The following is a 16,359-nucleotide window of genomic DNA, read 5'->3' as shown; positions in this document are numbered from 1 at the left end:
CGTGCCTTTCTGCCGCCTGGTAGCCCGCCCGTGCGAGGGCGCGCCGAGAGCTGTCCTCTTGCGCGGACTGCGGTAGATGCCGACGCCCGCTGAGAGGGACGCCCCGGCCGCCATACGGTCGCGCCAGCTCTGCGTCAGGCAGAGTTGGTTCGATCAGAGAGCGCCTCGATTGTACAGACGCGGGGTCCTGGCGGACCCGGTCAGCGCCCCGGTCTTCCGCCCCCGGCCGCCGCACTCGCGCCCCCGGCCGTGCCCAGCCAGCCGGCCAGCTTGCCGCCCTGGTCGACGGCGCGCAGACGTCTCTCGGCTGCGTCGCGGACCTGGTCCGTGGCGACCACGAGGAGTTCGTCGCCGTGCTGGAGCAGCGTCGTCGGCAGCGGTACGGAGGACTTGCCGTCCCGGACGACGAGGGTGACCGCGGACCCCTGGGGCAGCCGCAGCTCGTTGATCTCGACGCCGTGCATCCGCGAGCCCGCGGGGATCGCGAAGGACAGCAGATGCCCGCGCAGTCGTTCGAGGGGCGCCGACTCGATGCCGAGGTCGGCGGCCTCGGTGCCGTCGCCCAGGCGCAGCCTGCGGGCCAGCCAGGGCAGCGTCGGCCCCTGGACCAGGGTGTAGACGACGACCAGGACGAAGACGATGTTGAAGATGCGGTGGGTCTCGTCGACGCCGTTGACCATGGGGATCGTCGCCAGGATGACGGGCACCGCACCGCGCAGCCCGGCCCAGGACAGCAGCGTCTGCTCCTGCCAGGGCATCCGGAACGGCGCGAGGCTCAGGAGCACGCTCAGCGGACGCGCGACCATGGTCAGCACCAGGCCGATCACCAGCGCGGGCAGGATGTCGTTGCCCAGCTCATGCGGGGTGACCAGCAGTCCGAGCAGGACGAACATGCCGATCTGGGCGATCCAGCCGAGCCCCTCGGCGAAGCCGCGCGTCGCGGGCCAGTGCGGCAGCTTGGCATTGCCGAGGACCATCGAGGCGAGGTAGACGGCGAGGAAGCCGCTGCCGTGCGCCAGCGCGCCGGTCGCGTAGGCGGTGACCGAGATGGCCATGACGGCGATGGGGTAGAGGCCGGAGGCGGGCAGCGCCACATGCCTGAGGCCCCAGGCGCCGAGCCAGCCCACCGTGAGGCCGATGGCGGCGCCGATGGCCAGCTCCAGCGCGATCTCGCCCACGAGGACGTACCAGTGCTCCACGGGGCCGACGGTGGACAGGGCGACGACGAGGATGACCACCGGGGCGTCGTTGAAGCCGGACTCGGCCTCCAGGATGCCGCGCACGCGCGTGGGGAGCGGGACCTTCCGCAGCACGGAGAAGACCGCCGCCGCGTCCGTAGAGGACACCACCGCTCCGATGATGACCGACTGCCGCCACCCGAGCCCGGTCAGATAGTGCGCCCCGGCCGCGGTGACGCCGACGCTCACGGCGACGCCCACCAGCGCCAGCGAGGAGGCGGCGGGCAGCGCCGGTCTGATCTCCCGCCACTTCGTCCCGAGACCGCCCTCGGCCAGGATGACGACCAGGGCCGCGTACCCGATGACCTCGGTCAGCGCCGCGCTGTTGAAGGTGAGATGGCCGACCCCGTCCTGGCCCATGGCGATGCCGATGCCGAGGTAGATGAGCAGGCTGGGGAGCCCGCTGCGCGACGAGAGCCGTACGGCCGCCACCGCGACGAGCAGGACGAGCGCGCACACGAGCAGGAGCTGGTTGAGGTGGTGGACAGTCAGCGGCCGTTCCCTTCTCACCGATCCGAGCGTCTCGGTACGACGTCTCGATCCGAGCACGTGAGGCCCGGTACTGCCACGGCCTTCAACGCGACTACTTCATTACTTTACCTAACTCTTGACGCTTTCTTGACGCGGAGCCCCGCTTCGGGCACCCTTCCGCCTCTGCCGCATCCCGACTCCGCGTCAAGGCACGGCGGTTCCTGCGCCTATGGTTGCTCCAGCGCTCAGCGCTCCGTAGTAAGCACAGCCCGCCCTGCCGCTCGCGTAAGGACAGCAAGGACAGCGATGCCCCCCAACACCACCGCCTCTTCCGGCCAGAAGCCCGGCAAGTCCGGCAGGAAGAAGGGGCGCAGAGCCCGTCTGCTCGTGATCGTCCTGGTTCTGGCCATCGTGGGAGGCGTCGGCTACGGCACGTACTGGTCGGTCAGTACCGTGCGTGCCTCCTTCCCGCAGACCACCGGTTCGATCAGCCTCGACGGCCTCTCCGGCCGCGTCGACGTCAAGCGCGACGGCTACGGGATCCCGCAGATCTACGCCTCCTCCGACGAGGACCTGTTCATGGCGCAGGGCTACGTCCAGGCGCAGGACCGGTTCTACGAGATGGACGTGCGCCGCCACATGACGTCCGGGCGGCTGTCCGAGATGTTCGGCAAGAGCCAGGTGAAGACGGACGAGTTCCTGCGCACCTTGGGCTGGGACCGGGTGGCCCGCAAGGAGTACGACACCAAGCTGTCGGCCTCCACCAAGAAGTACCTCCGGGCGTACGCCAAGGGAGTCAACGCGTACCTGAAGGGCCGGGACAGCAAGGACATCTCGCTGGAGTACGCGGCCCTGGGGCTGACCAACGACTACAAGCCCGAGGCCTGGACCCCCGTCGACTCGGTCGCCTGGCTCAAGGCGATGGCCTGGGACCTGCGCGGCAACATGCAGGACGAGATCGACCGCTCCCTGATGGCCGGCCGCCTCGGCCCGAAGCAGATCGCGGACCTGTACCCGGACTACCCGTACAGCCGCAACAAGGCGATCGTGCAGGAGGGCGGGTACGACGCCCTCAGCGGGACGTACGGGCCGGGCGCCGCGACGGGCACGCAGACGACGCCGCAGACCGGAACGCAGACCGGGACCTCCACGACCCCGCAGACCGGGACCTCGACCTCGCAGTCCACGACGCCGAACACCACGACGTCGAACGGCACGACGTCGAACGGCGCGACGCAGAACGGCACGGCGTCGAACGGCACGACGCAGAACGGCACGACGACCCAGGACAGCGCGGGCCTGCAGAGCCAGTTGGCGGGTCTGCACCGGGTCCTGGACAAGATGCCGACCGCGGTCGGTGTGAACGGCCACGGCATCGGCTCCAACTCCTGGGTCGTCGCGGGCAGTCACACGATCACGGGCAAGCCGCTGCTGGCCAACGACCCGCACCTGTCGGCCTCGTTGCCCTCGGTCTGGTACCAGATGGGCCTGCACTGCACGAAGGTCTCCAGCACCTGCCAGTACGACGTCGCGGGCTACACCTTCGCGGGCATGCCCGGCGTGATCATCGGCCACAACCAGAACATCGCCTGGGGCATGACCAACTCCGGCGTCGACGTGACCGACCTCTACCTGGAGAAGCTGTCCGGCGAGGGCTACCTCTACGACGGCAAGGTGAAGCCGTTCACCAGCCGCACCGAGACGATCAAGATCGCGGGCGGTGGATCCAAGAAGATCGTCGTGCGCGAGACGAACAACGGCCCGCTGCTGTCCGACCGTGACGACGAACTCGTCAAGGTCGGCAAGAAGGCCGGTGTCAGCGCGTCCGCGCCCGACCGCGGCGACGGCTACGGCATAGCACTGCGGTGGACCGCGCTGGAGCCCGGCAACTCCATGGACGCCGTCTTCGAGATCGACAAGGCCTCGAACTGGACGGAGTTCCGCAAGGGCGCCCGGTCCTTCGACGTCCCCTCGCAGAACCTGATCTACGCCGACACCCAGAACCACATCGGCTACCAGCTCCCCGGCAAGATCCCGACGCGCGCCCAGAACGACACCGGTTCGCTGCCCGCGCCGGGCTGGGACTCCAAGTACAGCTGGGGCGAGTACATCCCGCAGGACGCGCTGCCCTACGAGTTCGACCCGAAGCGCGGCTACATCGTCACCGCCAACCAGGCCGTGGTCGACAAGGACAAGTACCCCTTCACGCTCACCACGGACTGGGGCTACGGCACGCGCAGCCAGCGGATCACCTCCCTGATCGAGTCGAAGATCAAGGGCGGCGGCAAGATCTCGACCGACGACATGCGCCAGATGCAGCTCGACAACAGCAGCGAGATCGCCCGGCTCCTGGTGCCCAAGCTGCTCAAGATCGACGTCTCCGACCCGTACGTCCGCGAGGCGCAGAAGCTGCTGGAGAGCTGGGACTACACGCAGGACTCCGACTCGGCGGCGGCGGCGTACTTCAACTCCGTCTGGCGCAACATCCTCAAGCTCGCCTTCGGTAACAAGCTGCCCAAGGAGCTGCGGGTCAAGGGGCAGTGCCTGTGGGTGGAGCCGGTCAACACCACCGGGCCCGCGGACGCGAACCAGAAGGTGCGCGAGTGCGGTCAGCGCGACGCGGACCAGGCGCAGCCGGACGGCGGCGACCGCTGGTTCGAGGTGGTGCGCAACATCATCGACGACCAGGACAACGACTGGTGGCACACGCCCAAGACGCGGACCCAGCCCGCCGCCAAGACACGGGACGAGCTGTTCGCCCGCGCCCTGCGGGACGCGCGCTGGGAGCTGACCGCCAAGATGGGCAAGGACATCGACTCCTGGAGCTGGGGCCGGCTGCACCGCCTGTTCCTGAAGAACCAGACCCTGGGCACCAGCGGTCCCCGCGTTCTTCAGTACATGCTCAACCGCGGTCCGTGGGAGATCGACGGCGGTGAGGCGACGGTGAACGCCACCGGCTGGAACGCGGCGGGCGGTTACAGCGCGGTCTGGGTCCCGTCGATGCGGATGGTGGTCAACCTGGACGACCTCGACAAGTCGAAGTGGATAAACCTGTCCGGGGCTTCGGGGCACGCCTACAGCGCCCACTACACCGATCAGACGGACAAGTGGGCCAAGGGCGAACTGCTCCCGTGGCGCTTCTCGGAGGGCGCGGTCGACAAGAACACGACCGACACCCTGGTGCTCCAGCGCCCCAAGCCCTGACGGTCCTGAACCGGAACCGGCCCTCCACGCGTGCGTGGAGGGCCGGTTCCGGTTCACGGGCCACTCGCTGTGCGGGCCACTCGCTGTGCGGGCTGCGGGAGTTCGGGCTCAGCGGAAGCGGTGGACTCCCGAGGGCGTCACCACCGCGTGCACCGGGCGGTCGTGCGCCTCCTCGGGGACCCGCTCGACGACCTCCGTGTCGTACAGCAGCACCACCAGCGCGGGGTCGGCGCCCGCGCGCTCCAGGCGGGCCAGTACGCGGTCGTACGAGCCGCCGCCGCGCCCCAGACGCATCCCGCGCGTATCGACGGCCAGCCCCGGCAGCAGCACGGCGTCGGCCCGCTCGACGGCCTCCGGGCCCAGCCGCTCGCCCGAGGGCTCCAGGAGGGTCATCCGGCCGCCGTGCCGGACGGGGACGAGGGAGTCCGGCCCGGCGTACACCGCCCAGTCGAGGTCGTTGTCCGGGAGGAGTACGGGGAGCAGGACCCGGCGGCCCCGCGCGCGCAGCGCGTCCAGGAGCGCGAGGGTGCCCGGTTCGCTTCCCACGGAGACGTACGCCGCGACCGTGCGCGCACGCGCGAGTTCGGGCAGTTCCCGCGCGTGCCCGGCGAGCGCGACCGCCGCCTCGCGTACGTCATCCGCGGTCAACCCGCTCCTCACCGCGAGGAGCTCCCGCCGCAACCTTCGCTTGTCAGGCTCCGTCTCGCGTCCCATGGAAGCCACAGGTCAGCGCCCACCCTTCGTAAATGCGCTCATATGAGAGCAAATTATCCGGAACCTCGGATTCCGTATATAGCCAGCGGATATGGTTACGGGCATGACTGAGTCGCACCCCAGGATCACCAAGGCTGTCATTCCCGCAGCAGGTCTCGGCACCCGGTTCCTTCCGGCCACCAAGGCCACTCCCAAAGAGATGCTGCCGGTCGTCGACAAGCCCGCGATCCAGTACGTGGTCGAGGAGGCCGTGTCCGCCGGGCTCGATGACGTCCTGATGGTCACCGGCCGCAACAAGCGTCCGCTCGAGGACCACTTCGACCGCAACTACGAGCTGGAGTCGGCCCTGGAGAAGAAGGGCGACGCCGACCGGCTCGCGAAGGTCCAGGAGTCCAGCGATCTCGCCACCATGCACTACGTGCGCCAGGGCGACCCCAAGGGCCTCGGCCACGCCGTGCTCTGCGCCGCCCCGCACGTCGGTCACGAGCCCTTCGCCGTCCTCCTCGGTGACGACCTGATCGACCCGCGCGACCCCCTGCTGGCGCGCATGGTCGAGGTCCAGGAGCGGCACGGCGGCAGCGTCGTCGCGCTCATGGAGGTCGCCCCGGAACAGATCCACCTCTACGGCTGCGCCGCCGTCGAGACCACCGCGGACAGCGACGTCGTCAAGGTGACCGGCCTGGTCGAGAAGCCCGATCAGGCGGACGCCCCGTCGAACTACGCGATCATCGGCCGGTATGTCCTCGACCCGAACATCTTCGACGTGCTGAGCAAGACCGAGCCGGGCCGGGGCGGCGAGATCCAACTCACCGACGCCCTCCAGCAACTGGCCGAGGACGAGAAGATCGGCGGCCCCGTGCACGGCGTCGTCTTCGAGGGCCGCCGCTATGACACCGGCGATCGGGGCGACTACCTGCGTGCCATTGTCCGGCTCGCGTGCGAACGTGAAGACCTGGGCCCGGACTTCCAGGCCTGGCTTCGCCGTTACGTAGCCGAGGAGATGTAGCGATCGTGAGCGCCGCCGCGACCCGGACCAGCGGGCAGGACCACCTCTGGTCGGTGGACGACCATCTCAAGGACATCCTCGCCACCGTCCAGCCGCTGGAACCCATCGAGTTGAACCTGCTCGACGCCCAGGGCTGCGTCCTGGTCGACGAGGTCACGGTGGCGCTCTCGCTGCCCCCGTTCGACAACAGCTCGATGGACGGGTACGCGGTGCGGGTCTCGGACGTCGAGGGCGCGAGCGAGGAGTTCCCGGCCGTCCTCACGGTGATCGGGGACGTCGCGGCGGGCGCGGCCGGTCTGCTGGAGGTGGGCCCCGGTCAGGCCGCGCGCATCATGACCGGCGCCCCGCTGCCGCCCGGCGCCGAGGCCGTCGTCCCCGTGGAGTGGACCGACGGCGGGCTGGGCGGCGGTCCCGTCTCCGGGATGCGCGCCCGCAGCCTGTCGCCCGAGGACGCCACCGGGCAGGTGCGCGTGCACCGCCCGGTGGAGGCACGCGCGCATGTGCGCGCGCAGGGCAGCGACGCGAAGGCCGGCGACCTCGCCCTCGCGGCGGGCACGGTCCTCGGTCCGCCGCAGATCGCGCTGCTCGCCGCGATCGGCCGCGGCACGGTCCGCGTACGTCCGCGCCCGCGCGTGGTCGTCATGTCCACCGGCAGCGAACTCGTCCAGCCCGACGAGGAGTTGGCGAGCGGTCAGATCTACGACTCCAACAGCTTCGCCCTCACCGCCGCCGCCCGGGACGCGGGGGCCATCGCCTACCGGGTCGGGGCGGTCACCGACGACGCCGAGACGCTGCGCTCGGCCATCGAGGACCAACTCGTCCGCGCCGACCTCATGGTCACCACCGGGGGCGTGAGCGTGGGCGCGTACGACGTGGTGAAGGAAGCCCTCACCGCCATCGGCGAGGACGAGAACGACAGCGGCGAGAACGACAGCGGCGAGGGCGAGGGCGAGGGCGAGCCCGAGGCGGGCCACGGCGTCGAGTTCCGCAAGCTCGCCATGCAGCCGGGCAAGCCCCAGGGCTTCGGCCTGATCGGCCCCGACCGCACGCCGCTGCTCGCGCTGCCGGGCAACCCCGTGTCCTCGTACGTCTCCTTCGAGGTGTTCGTACGTCCCGCGATCCGCACCCTGATGGGCCTGGAGGACGTCCACCGCCCCCGGACCAAGGCCGTCCTGCGGGCGGACAAGGCGCTGACCTCGCCCGTGGGCCGCCGCCAGTTCCTGCGCGGGACGTACCGCGACGGCACGGTCACGCCGGTCGGCGGCGCGGGCTCCCATCTGATCGCGGCCCTCGCACAGTCCGACGCGCTGATCGTCGTCCCCGAGAACGACACCTCGCTGGAGCCGGGCACCGAGGTCGAGGTGCTCCTGCTCGGCTGACCGGCCGGGCCCCTTACCCGGCTGCGCGCGGCGCGTTGGAGGTACCGTGTCGCGCACACAAGGCCCGCAACGCCCTACCGCGCCGGGCCAGGACCGGGAGCGCCGCAGGACATGAGTACGCAGGACCGACTGACTCACCTCGACGACGCGGGGGCAGCCCGCATGGTCGACGTCTCCGGGAAGGACGTGACCGCGCGCACCGCGCGCGCCAGTGGCCGCGTCCTGGTCTCGCCGCGGGTGGTGGAGCTGCTGCGCGGTGAGGGCGTCCCCAAGGGCGACGCGCTCGCCACGGCGCGTATCGCGGGGATCATGGGCGCCAAGCGCACGCCCGACCTGATCCCGCTGTGCCATCCGCTGGCGGTCTCGGGCGTGAAGGTGGAGCTGTCGGTGGCGGACGACGCCGTCGAGATCACGGCCACCGTGAAGACCACCGACCGTACGGGCGTCGAGATGGAGGCGCTCACCGCGGTCAGCGTGGCGGCGCTGACCGTGATCGACATGGTGAAGGCGGTCGACAAGGGCGCGGTGATCACGGACGTGCGCGTGGAGGAGAAGACGGGCGGCGCGTCGGGCGACTGGAGCCGCGCATGACGGCCCCGCTCGCGCCGCCGCTCGGGGGCGCCCTGGTGGCGCCGTACGCCGCCCTGGTGGTGACCGCGTCCAATCGTGCCGCGCTCGGTGTGTACGAGGACAGGGGCGGGCCCCTGATCGTGGAGGCGCTCGCCCGGTTCGGCTTCGCGGTCGACGGACCGTGGGTGGTGCCGGACGGGGACCCGGTGGAGAACGCGCTGCGGGAAGGCGTCCGCGCCGGGTACGACGTGATCGTGACGACCGGCGGCACCGGCGTCTCGCCCACCGACCGCACCCCCGAGGCCACCCGCGCGGTGATCGACTACGAGGTGCCGGGCATTCCTGAGGCCATCAGGGCGTTCGGAAGGGAGAAGGTGCCCACGGCGGCGCTGTCCCGGGGCCTGGCCGGGGTCGCCGACGGAACCTTGATCGTCAACCTGCCGGGATCCACCGGCGGGGTGAAGGACGGACTGGCCGTCCTGGAGCCCCTGCTGGCGCACGCCGTCGACCAGATCCGCGGCGGCGACCACCGCAGGGCCGACGCGGGCGGCTCCACGACCGGCGAGAGCCCGTCCGGACCGACTGGGGGTGCGTGCTGAACAGCCCGTCCTGGCCCGTGGAGCTGGCGGACGGCGATGTCGTCCTCCGGCCGATAAGGCTGCGCGACCAGCGGGCCTGGCGCGAGGTCAACCGCCGTAACCGGGACTGGCTGCGGCCGTGGGAGGCGACCATCCCGCCGCCGACGCCCGCCGGTCCGGTCGCGCACCGGCCGACCTACCGCCAGATGGTCCGGCATCTGCGCGGCGAGGCCAACGCGGGCCGGATGCTGCCCTTCGTCATCGAGTACCAGGGGCAGCTCGCGGGGCAGTTGACGGTGGCCGGGATCACCTGGGGCTCGATGTGCTCGGGCCACATCGGCTACTGGGTGGACGAGGCGGTGGCCGGCCGCGGGGTGATGCCGACGGCCGTGGCGCTCGCCGTCGACCACTGCTTCCGCAGCGTCGGGCTGCACCGCGTCGAAGTCTGCATTCGCCCGGAGAACGGGCCGAGCCGCCGGGTGGTGGAGAAACTCGGATTCCGGGAGGAAGGGCTCCGGCCGCGTTATCTCCACATCGACGGGGACTGGCGGGACCATCTCGTCTTCGCGCTCACCGCGGAAGAGCTGCCCGACGGATTGCTGGCGCGCTGGCACCGGGAACGGTCGCGGCAGTCGGGGGCGGCGAACCCGGGTTCTTCGCGGAAATAAAAAGTATGTTCGAAATCGGTCGGTTACTGATCGTCCTGGTCTCGGGTATTAGCGGTCCGGGTGGGCTGGTGATCGCATGGGTCGCAAAAAAAGCTCGAAATATCAGCCAGATCGTGCGACACACCGGCCCAATTGGCGGATGGCCTCACGTAAACCCCTCTACCGTGTGAGGCGTGAGCAGCAGCGGCCTCATCTATGCAGTCATCGTCGGGGCCTGGGCCGCCTACTTGGTGCCGATGTGGCTCCGTAGGCAGGACGAGTTGAACGAGTCTCGTCCGACGGAACGCTTCAGTACCGCCATCCGGCTGCTGTCCGGACGGGCGGGCATGGAGCGCCGATACGCCAAGGACCTGCGGGCGCGCTCCACCGAGGAGGGGGAGCAGAGCCTTCCGGACGGCGTCACCGACTCGGTGGACGTCCGGGCCTTCGCCATGCCTCCGACCGACCCGCAGGCGCGCGTGAGAGTCGAGCCGGAGGCCCCGGCTCGGCGGGAGCCGACCGGCAAGGCGGCCTCCCGGCCCGCGGCGCAGCCCCCCTCCGAGGCGGACCCGGTCGCCCGGCCGCTCGCGGCCAAGGCCTCGCCCCGGGCCCGGAAGCCGTCCGGGGCCCAGGCCGCGGCGCGCGCTCGGCGCTCGAAGGTGCTCGCGCGTCGGCAGCGGACCACGGTGGTGCTCTTCACCGCGTTCACGCTCGGCGCGGTCGTCGCCGCCGTCGGAGGCCTCGCCTTCCTGTGGGCGCCCGGCGTGCCCGCCGTGCTGCTGAGCGTGTACATCGCGTATCTGCGGGCCCAGGAGCGCAAGCGGTACCGGTTCACGATGGACCGGCGCCGGGCCGAGGTGGCGGCGCAGCGGCTCAGGGAGCGGCAGCCCCGTCGCCGCCCCCCGCTCGCGACCGACTCCGACGAACCGGAGGAGGGACCCGAGCCGGAGACCGACCCCGGGCTCCTGGCACTCGCCGCCGACCGCCGGGCGCTCGTCGAGCAGACCGACCACGCGGAGTGGGTGGACCAGCAGCGCGAGCGGCAGCGCAGGCCGGGGCACGGCGAGACCTGGGACCCGGTCCCGGTGCCGCTGCCGACGTATGTGACCGCGCCGGTCGCGCCGCGGGCGACGCCGAGCGTGGACCTCGGGGCGCCGGACGCGTGGAGCTCCGCCCGGTCGAGCACGGCGGAGCCGCAGGCACCCGTACCGTCGGCGTCCGACGCCGAGCCGGGGCAGCCCGGGGCGGCGGAGCGGCCGGAGCCCGACGGTGGCCGCAGCGACGCCCGCCGGGCCGCGTCCGCACGGCGCTCCCGGGAGCGGGGACGCACCCCGCTGTTCGACCAGTACGAGGACGGGGAACGGCCGCGGGCCGCCAACGAGTAGGCGCCGCGACGGCCCGTCGCACCCCGCCCTGCTGACCTGGGGCGGAACGGATTTCCAGACTGGCCGATGGGGATGCTAGAGTTTCACTCGTTGCAAGGGCCTGTGGCGCAGTCCGGTAGCGCACCTCGTTCGCATCGAGGGGGCCAGGGGTTCAAATCCCCTCAGGTCCACCGCAACGACTCTCCGAGTTCCGGGGAGTTGAGGAGATCCCGTTCAGCTCATCGAGCTGAACGGGATCTCTGCGTTCCGGGACTTCTTCAACGTCTGCGGCCAGGGGGCCGGGAAGCACCAGTGGCATGACGTCCTTCCCGGCCCCGAGGCGATCGTCAGCGGAGTTCGCCTCGGGCGAAGCGACGTCGACGTAGCGGAGCTTGAACGTGCCGGGTACGGCGCGACCGGTGAGGTACGCGTGGTGGTGCAGGGACGCGGCGGCGATGAGCCGACGAACGGACCCAGCAGAGGAACCTGGCAGTGAACGGCTCGTCCGGGACGTCGAGTTGGGCTGTCGTCACAGGCGTGCTCCGTCGAAGGAGTGCATCCGGCCATGAGTACACAGTCCACGCCGGTCGTCTCGCCCCTGTCTGAGCGAGCCTCAAGGCGCTGCGCGCCCGCCGCCCGGGCCACCTGAATGCGAGGCGACGAGGTCCTTGGCGTAGCAGAGGCTGTCGTCGTGGAAGCGGTAGTAGCCGAACTTCTCGCACGGGGCGTAGCCGGTGGAGGTGTACAGGGCGACCGCCTCCGGTTGCTTGGTGCCGGTCTCCAGGACCATGCGGATGCGGCCCGCCGCGCGGGCGTCGTCCTCCAGGGCCGCGAGGATGCGCCGCGCCAGGCCCCGGCCGCGCATGCTCGCGACGACGAACATGCGCTTCAGTTCGGCGTCGCCGTCCAGGTTCCCCTCGGCGTTCTTGTCCTGGCTGCGCCAGCCGCCCGTGGCGACGGGGGTGCCGTCCGTGTCGTACGCGATCAGGTACAGGCCGTTCGGTGGCCGGAAGTCGGCGGGGTCCAGGAGGGTGGCGTCGCCGCCGTCGCCGTAGCGCACGTCGTACTCGGCCTGGACCTCGTCGTTGAGCTTGACGGCGTCCGGGTGGTCGAAGGGAACAGGGCGGATGAGCATTTCGTAACCGTATATCCAGCTCTGAGTAACAGGAGGGGCAGTATGTGGTCCCTTACCGGGCCTCGTCCAGTGTGCGGGTAAGGTGCCCGGATGCTGACTGTGACCTCTGCCAATGTGAACGGACTGCGGGCCGCCGCCAAGAAGGGCTTCGTGGAGTGGCTCGCGGTGACCGGGGCGGATGTGCTGTGTCTGCAGGAGGTGCGCGCCGAGCCGCATCAACTGCCCGAGCAGGTGCGCGCGCCCGAGGGCTGGCACGTCGTGCACGCGCCCGCCGCCGCCAAGGGCCGCGCGGGCGTCTCCCTCTACTCCCGCCGTGAGCCGGACCGGGTCCGGGTCGGCTTCGGGTCGGCGGAGTTCGAGACGAGCGGGCGGTATGTCGAGGTCGACCTGCCGGGTGTGACGGTCGCCTCCCTCTACCTCCCCTCCGGCGAGGTCGGCACCGAGCGGCAGGACGAGAAGATCCGTTTCATGGGCGAGTTCCTCGCCTACCTCAAGGAGCTGCGCGAGCGGGCCGCCGCCGACGGCCGCGAGGTGCTCGTCTGCGGCGACTGGAACATCGCCCACCAGCGGGCCGACCTGAAGAACTGGCGCGGCAACACCAAGAGCTCCGGCTTCCTGCCCGAGGAGCGGGACTGGCTGACCCGGGTCTTCGACCCGGCGGACGGCGGATACGTGGACGTGGTGCGCGCCCTGCATCCGGACGTCGAGGGGCCGTACACCTGGTGGTCGTACCGCGGACGGGCCTTCGACAACGACACGGGCTGGCGGATCGACTACCACGGGGCCACCCCCGGCCTCGCCGCCAAGGCCGTCAAGGCGTCCGTGGAGCGCGCGGCCACGCACGCCGAGCGCTGGTCCGATCACGCCCCCATGACGGTCGTGTACGACCACTAGACGCACACTTCTGCGAGCGATTCCGGCCATTCCTGTCAGTGCGCCACATGGCGTGGACCGCCTCCCTCCGTATGCCGTCTACTGGGAAGCCGTTCGAGCGGCGGGGGAGGCAGACCCATGGCGGGAGAGGCGACGCACCACTGGATCATGGTGCTGGACGTCGAGAACTTCAGTTCGCGCCGCGATCCCGTGCAGCGGCGGGTTCGCGCCGCGATGTACCGGGCGCTCTCCGGCGCGATGGAGCGGGCCGGGCTCGCCGCGGCCGACACCGTGACGGAGGACCGCGGCGACGGCGTGCTGATGCTGGTCTCTCCGGCGGTGCCCCCGGTCCTGCTCGCGGGGCCGTTCGTGACCGAGTTGGACACCGAACTGGGCGTCCACGCCGAGCAGTCGAACGAGGAGCACGCGCTCCGGCTGCGCCTGGCCCTGCACCAGGGGCTGGCGGCACCCGACGAGCACGGCTGGTCGGGCGACGCCGTCAACACCGCCTGCCGGCTGGTGGACGCCCAGCCCCTGCGGGACGTGCTGAGCGCCGCCCCGTCCGCGCGGATGGTGTTCGCCGTCTCGGACGAGGTGTACCGGGGAGTGATCGGACACGGGCACCGCGGCATCGACCCGGCCGCCTATCTGCCCTGCGCCTTCACCACCAAGCACGGCGAGCGGATCGACAGTTGGATCACCGTTCCGGGGCGTCCGGCCCCGCCTGGGCTGCCGCCCGAGTCGGCCGCCTCGGCCGCCAGCGGGTCCGCCGAGGGCGACCAGGACGCCCCGGGCCGCCCCACCGTCGTGCAGCACGCCCGGACCGTCCAGGGCGATCAGATCGCAGGTGACAAGCACGTCAGCGTCCACACCACCGGGAGCGTGCGGCTGTGACCGCCGGCGCGCCCGGAGGGGCCCCGGCCGCCGGAGCACCAGAGGGGAGCCGACCGGCGGCCGGAACGGGGGGACCCGGGGCGGGCGGAGCGGGCGGTGTGCCGCCCCAGCCGCCCGCCCCGGGTCCGGGCCCCGAAGCGGCCCACGGCCCCCCCGACAGCACGCCCCCGGCGCAGCCGACGACGGGTACGGACGACGGCGCGGCCCCGCCGCCGCAGTCGGGTCCGGGCGCGGAGTCGTACGAGGCGACCGGCCAGGTCGGGCTGGGATCGCAGCGGCGCGGGCATCTCCAGCACGCCGTGGCCAACGTCGAGGGCGACCTGGTCGGCGGCGACAAGTACGTCCTGGTGCTGGGCGGCGGCAGACGCAGACTGCGCGTGCTGTCCCCGCTCGTCGCCGAACGCGTCCGGCACGCCTACTGCGCGCCCGCCGACCTGCCCGACGCCCGTGACGCGCTCGCCCGGCAGCGGCTGCTGATCCTGCGCGGGGCCGCCGGGTACGGCAAGTCCGCGATGGCCGTACGGCTGCTCCTCGGGGCCTGCCGGGGCACGCTGTACCACCTGGACAAGGACGTCGACTTCGCCCACCTGGCCGAGCAGTTGGAGAACGACCGCGGGGTCATCGAGCCCGGTGCCGGCTTCCTGCTGGAGCGCCCCGAGGACATCGGCAACCTCGGGCGGGAGGCGTACGAGAAGGTCCAGGGCGCGCTGTCGCAGGCGGACGCGTGGATGGTCGTCACGGTGGCGGACGGCGAACTCGCGGACGGCGAACTCCTCGCCGGGGTACGGGACCTGGCGGACGCCCCGCGGTCCCTGGACGTGGTCCGCGCGCACCTGCGGTGGCGGCTGCGCGAACGCGACGCCGACCGGCTGCTCGACCGCGAGGACGTATGCGGCGTGATCGCCGAACTGCTCGGCGACCTCCCCGCCTGCCGCGAGGCCGGGGACCTCGCCGCGGCGCTGAGCGAGCAGTACGACGTCCACGGCGCCGTCGACCTGGAGCGGCTGCGCGAGCACCGGGCCCGGCTGGAGATGGAGGACTTCGAGATCTGGGCCGAGAGCCTGCCCGACGCCTCCGTCCGCAGCTTCGCGCTCGCCCTCGCCGTGCTCAACGGCCTGCCGCAGGAGGACATCGCCGAGGCCGCCCGGTCGCTGCGCGAGCGCCTCGCGGACGACACGCCGTACCTCAGGGCGGCGGGCCCCGACGGGCGCGTACCGCACTCCACGGACCTGTTCGAGACACCCCGGCGCCGCCAACTGCTGCGGCTGCGCGCCCAGGAGAGCGACAAGCCGGGCGGTGAGCCCGGCAAGGTGCTGGAGTACCTGGACCCCGGCTACGCGCGCAGGGTCATCGTGCACGCCTGGACCCAGTACGAGATCCAGAAGGAACTCCTCGACTGGCTGGCCGAGTTGGTGGTCCACCCGGCGGAGCAGGTACGGGTCTACGCGGCGGCTTCCGGTCTCGGGGTGCTCGCCGCCGAGGCCTACCGGCACATCGAACGCCGGATCCTTGCGCCCTGGGCGCGCAGCGACAGCGCGCCGCACCGCACCGCCGTCGCCTATGCCCTGTCCGTGGCCTGCCAGCACCCCTGGGTGCGGGGGCAGGCGACCGCGCTGGTCGACGGCTGGTACGCGGACGAGCGGCCCGCGCCGCGCGCGGCCGCCGCCCGGGTGCACGGCCTCAAGGCCGTGTCGGACCGCCCCGTCGACGAACTGGCCAAGCTGCTCGCGGTCGACAGCGTGACGGTGGCCGTGGCCATCGGCAACGCGCTGGCCGACCTGGTGGCCGACGACCAGGATGTGACCGGATCCGTACTGGCCATGCTGTGGGCGCGGGTGGAGGATCACCGCTCGGGCCGCGCGGCGACCCTCGCCTTCCTGATCGTCGCGGCCCAGGTGGTCGTGGAGACCAAGGACATCGAGCCGCCCGGCGGCTCGGCAGCGGGGGCCGCCGCGGTGCCCGAGTGGCCACTCCTGCTCCATCTGGCCCACCACCGGCCCGAACTGCGCGATTCCTTCGTCCGGTTGTGGCGCGCCGCGCTCAACGAGTCCTTCTTCCACGGCGAGGCGGAGCAGGTCCTGGGCAACTGGGCGGCGCTCGCCGAACAGGACTCGGAACTGCGCGAGATGCTCCGGCTGCTCGTCGGCGCCATCGCGCAGGGAGACCTGCGCTCCGGCCGGATCCTGCGCGGCTGCGCCGACGCCTGGATCCATCCGGACCGGATCGCGGGGCTGCCGCTGACGGCCGCCATGGTGCATGCGCAGCTCGACCTGGAAAGGGTGTGAC

Annotated in this window: 13 protein-coding genes and 1 tRNA gene; 11 read left to right on the top strand and 3 right to left on the bottom strand. The window is 71.6% G+C overall.

Going from position 1 to position 16,359, the window contains the following annotated elements; genetic code table 11:
• Nucleotides 1-200 precede the first annotated feature (200 nt).
• Nucleotides 201-1,748, bottom strand: coding sequence for a potassium/proton antiporter (locus NGF19_RS14560; protein WP_252425298.1), 1,548 nt, complete (start codon nucleotides 1,746-1,748; stop codon nucleotides 201-203).
• Between the two features lie 267 nt (nucleotides 1,749-2,015).
• On the opposite strand from NGF19_RS14560, the gene NGF19_RS14555 reads away from it, so the two are divergent.
• A complete protein-coding gene (locus tag NGF19_RS14555) occupies nucleotides 2,016-4,913 on the top strand; it encodes a penicillin acylase family protein (protein WP_252425297.1) in 2,898 nt (965 codons plus the stop codon).
• A gap of 108 nt (nucleotides 4,914-5,021) precedes the next feature.
• Here the strand turns inward: NGF19_RS14555 and NGF19_RS14550 are convergent, their stop codons facing one another.
• Entirely contained in the window at nucleotides 5,022-5,627 is a 606-nt protein-coding gene (locus NGF19_RS14550) for a 5-formyltetrahydrofolate cyclo-ligase (RefSeq protein ID WP_252425320.1), read from the bottom strand.
• 103 nt (nucleotides 5,628-5,730) lie between these two features.
• Here NGF19_RS14550 and galU point away from each other — a divergent pair, with 103 nt between their 5' ends.
• The 7 genes from galU to NGF19_RS14515 all read left to right on the top strand — a co-directional run bounded on the left by galU (nucleotide 5,731) and on the right by NGF19_RS14515 (nucleotide 11,362).
• On the top strand, nucleotides 5,731-6,633 hold the full coding sequence (gene galU / locus NGF19_RS14545; RefSeq protein ID WP_252425296.1) for a UTP--glucose-1-phosphate uridylyltransferase GalU: 903 nt from the start codon (nucleotides 5,731-5,733) through the stop codon (nucleotides 6,631-6,633).
• Nucleotides 6,634-6,638: 5 nt separating this feature from the next.
• Complete coding sequence (gene glp, locus NGF19_RS14540; protein ID WP_252425295.1) at nucleotides 6,639-8,012, top strand: molybdotransferase-like divisome protein Glp; 1,374 nt, start codon at nucleotides 6,639-6,641, stop codon at nucleotides 8,010-8,012.
• Between the two features lie 111 nt (nucleotides 8,013-8,123).
• Nucleotides 8,124-8,603 carry a cyclic pyranopterin monophosphate synthase MoaC gene (moaC, locus tag NGF19_RS14535; RefSeq protein ID WP_252425294.1) on the top strand — a complete coding sequence of 160 codons (480 nt, stop codon included), beginning with the start codon at nucleotides 8,124-8,126 and terminating at the stop codon, nucleotides 8,601-8,603.
• Complete coding sequence (locus NGF19_RS14530) at nucleotides 8,600-9,181, top strand: MogA/MoaB family molybdenum cofactor biosynthesis protein (protein WP_252425293.1); 582 nt, start codon at nucleotides 8,600-8,602, stop codon at nucleotides 9,179-9,181. The genes moaC and NGF19_RS14530 overlap by 4 nt, the downstream gene beginning before the upstream one ends.
• The gene (locus tag NGF19_RS14525) at nucleotides 9,178-9,828 is read left to right on the top strand and encodes a GNAT family N-acetyltransferase (protein ID WP_252425319.1); all 651 of its coding nucleotides are present in this window, start codon (nucleotides 9,178-9,180) and stop codon (nucleotides 9,826-9,828) included. The genes NGF19_RS14530 and NGF19_RS14525 overlap by 4 nt, the downstream gene beginning before the upstream one ends.
• A 173-nt stretch (nucleotides 9,829-10,001) precedes the next feature.
• A complete protein-coding gene (sepX, locus tag NGF19_RS14520; protein ID WP_252425292.1) occupies nucleotides 10,002-11,192 on the top strand; it encodes a divisome protein SepX/GlpR in 1,191 nt (396 codons plus the stop codon).
• Nucleotides 11,193-11,288: 96 nt separating this feature from the next.
• Nucleotides 11,289-11,362, top strand: a tRNA-Ala gene (locus NGF19_RS14515).
• A 422-nt stretch (nucleotides 11,363-11,784) separates the two neighbouring features.
• Here the strand turns inward: NGF19_RS14515 and NGF19_RS14510 are convergent.
• Nucleotides 11,785-12,306 carry a GNAT family N-acetyltransferase gene (locus NGF19_RS14510; RefSeq protein ID WP_252425291.1) on the bottom strand — a complete coding sequence of 174 codons (522 nt, stop codon included), beginning with the start codon at nucleotides 12,304-12,306 and terminating at the stop codon, nucleotides 11,785-11,787.
• Nucleotides 12,307-12,396: 90 nt separating this feature from the next.
• Here NGF19_RS14510 and NGF19_RS14505 point away from each other — a divergent pair, with 90 nt between their 5' ends.
• The 3 genes from NGF19_RS14505 to NGF19_RS14495 all read left to right on the top strand — a co-directional run bounded on the left by NGF19_RS14505 (nucleotide 12,397) and on the right by NGF19_RS14495 (nucleotide 16,358).
• Entirely contained in the window at nucleotides 12,397-13,200 is an 804-nt protein-coding gene (locus NGF19_RS14505) for an exodeoxyribonuclease III (protein WP_252425290.1), read from the top strand.
• 117 nt (nucleotides 13,201-13,317) lie between these two features.
• Nucleotides 13,318-14,073 carry a nucleotidyl cyclase domain-containing protein gene (locus tag NGF19_RS14500; RefSeq protein ID WP_252425289.1) on the top strand — a complete coding sequence of 252 codons (756 nt, stop codon included), beginning with the start codon at nucleotides 13,318-13,320 and terminating at the stop codon, nucleotides 14,071-14,073.
• 98 nt (nucleotides 14,074-14,171) lie between these two features.
• The gene (locus NGF19_RS14495) at nucleotides 14,172-16,358 is read left to right on the top strand and encodes an amino acid adenylation domain-containing protein (RefSeq protein WP_252425288.1); all 2,187 of its coding nucleotides are present in this window, start codon (nucleotides 14,172-14,174) and stop codon (nucleotides 16,356-16,358) included.
• Nucleotide 16,359: the final 1 nt, after the last annotated feature.

The organism is Streptomyces macrolidinus (assembly GCF_023887685.1).
GTDB lineage: Bacteria > Actinomycetota > Actinomycetes > Streptomycetales > Streptomycetaceae > Streptomyces > Streptomyces macrolidinus.
The sequence above is the reverse complement of the archived record's forward strand: the minus strand, read 5'-3'. Positions and strand labels throughout refer to the sequence as shown.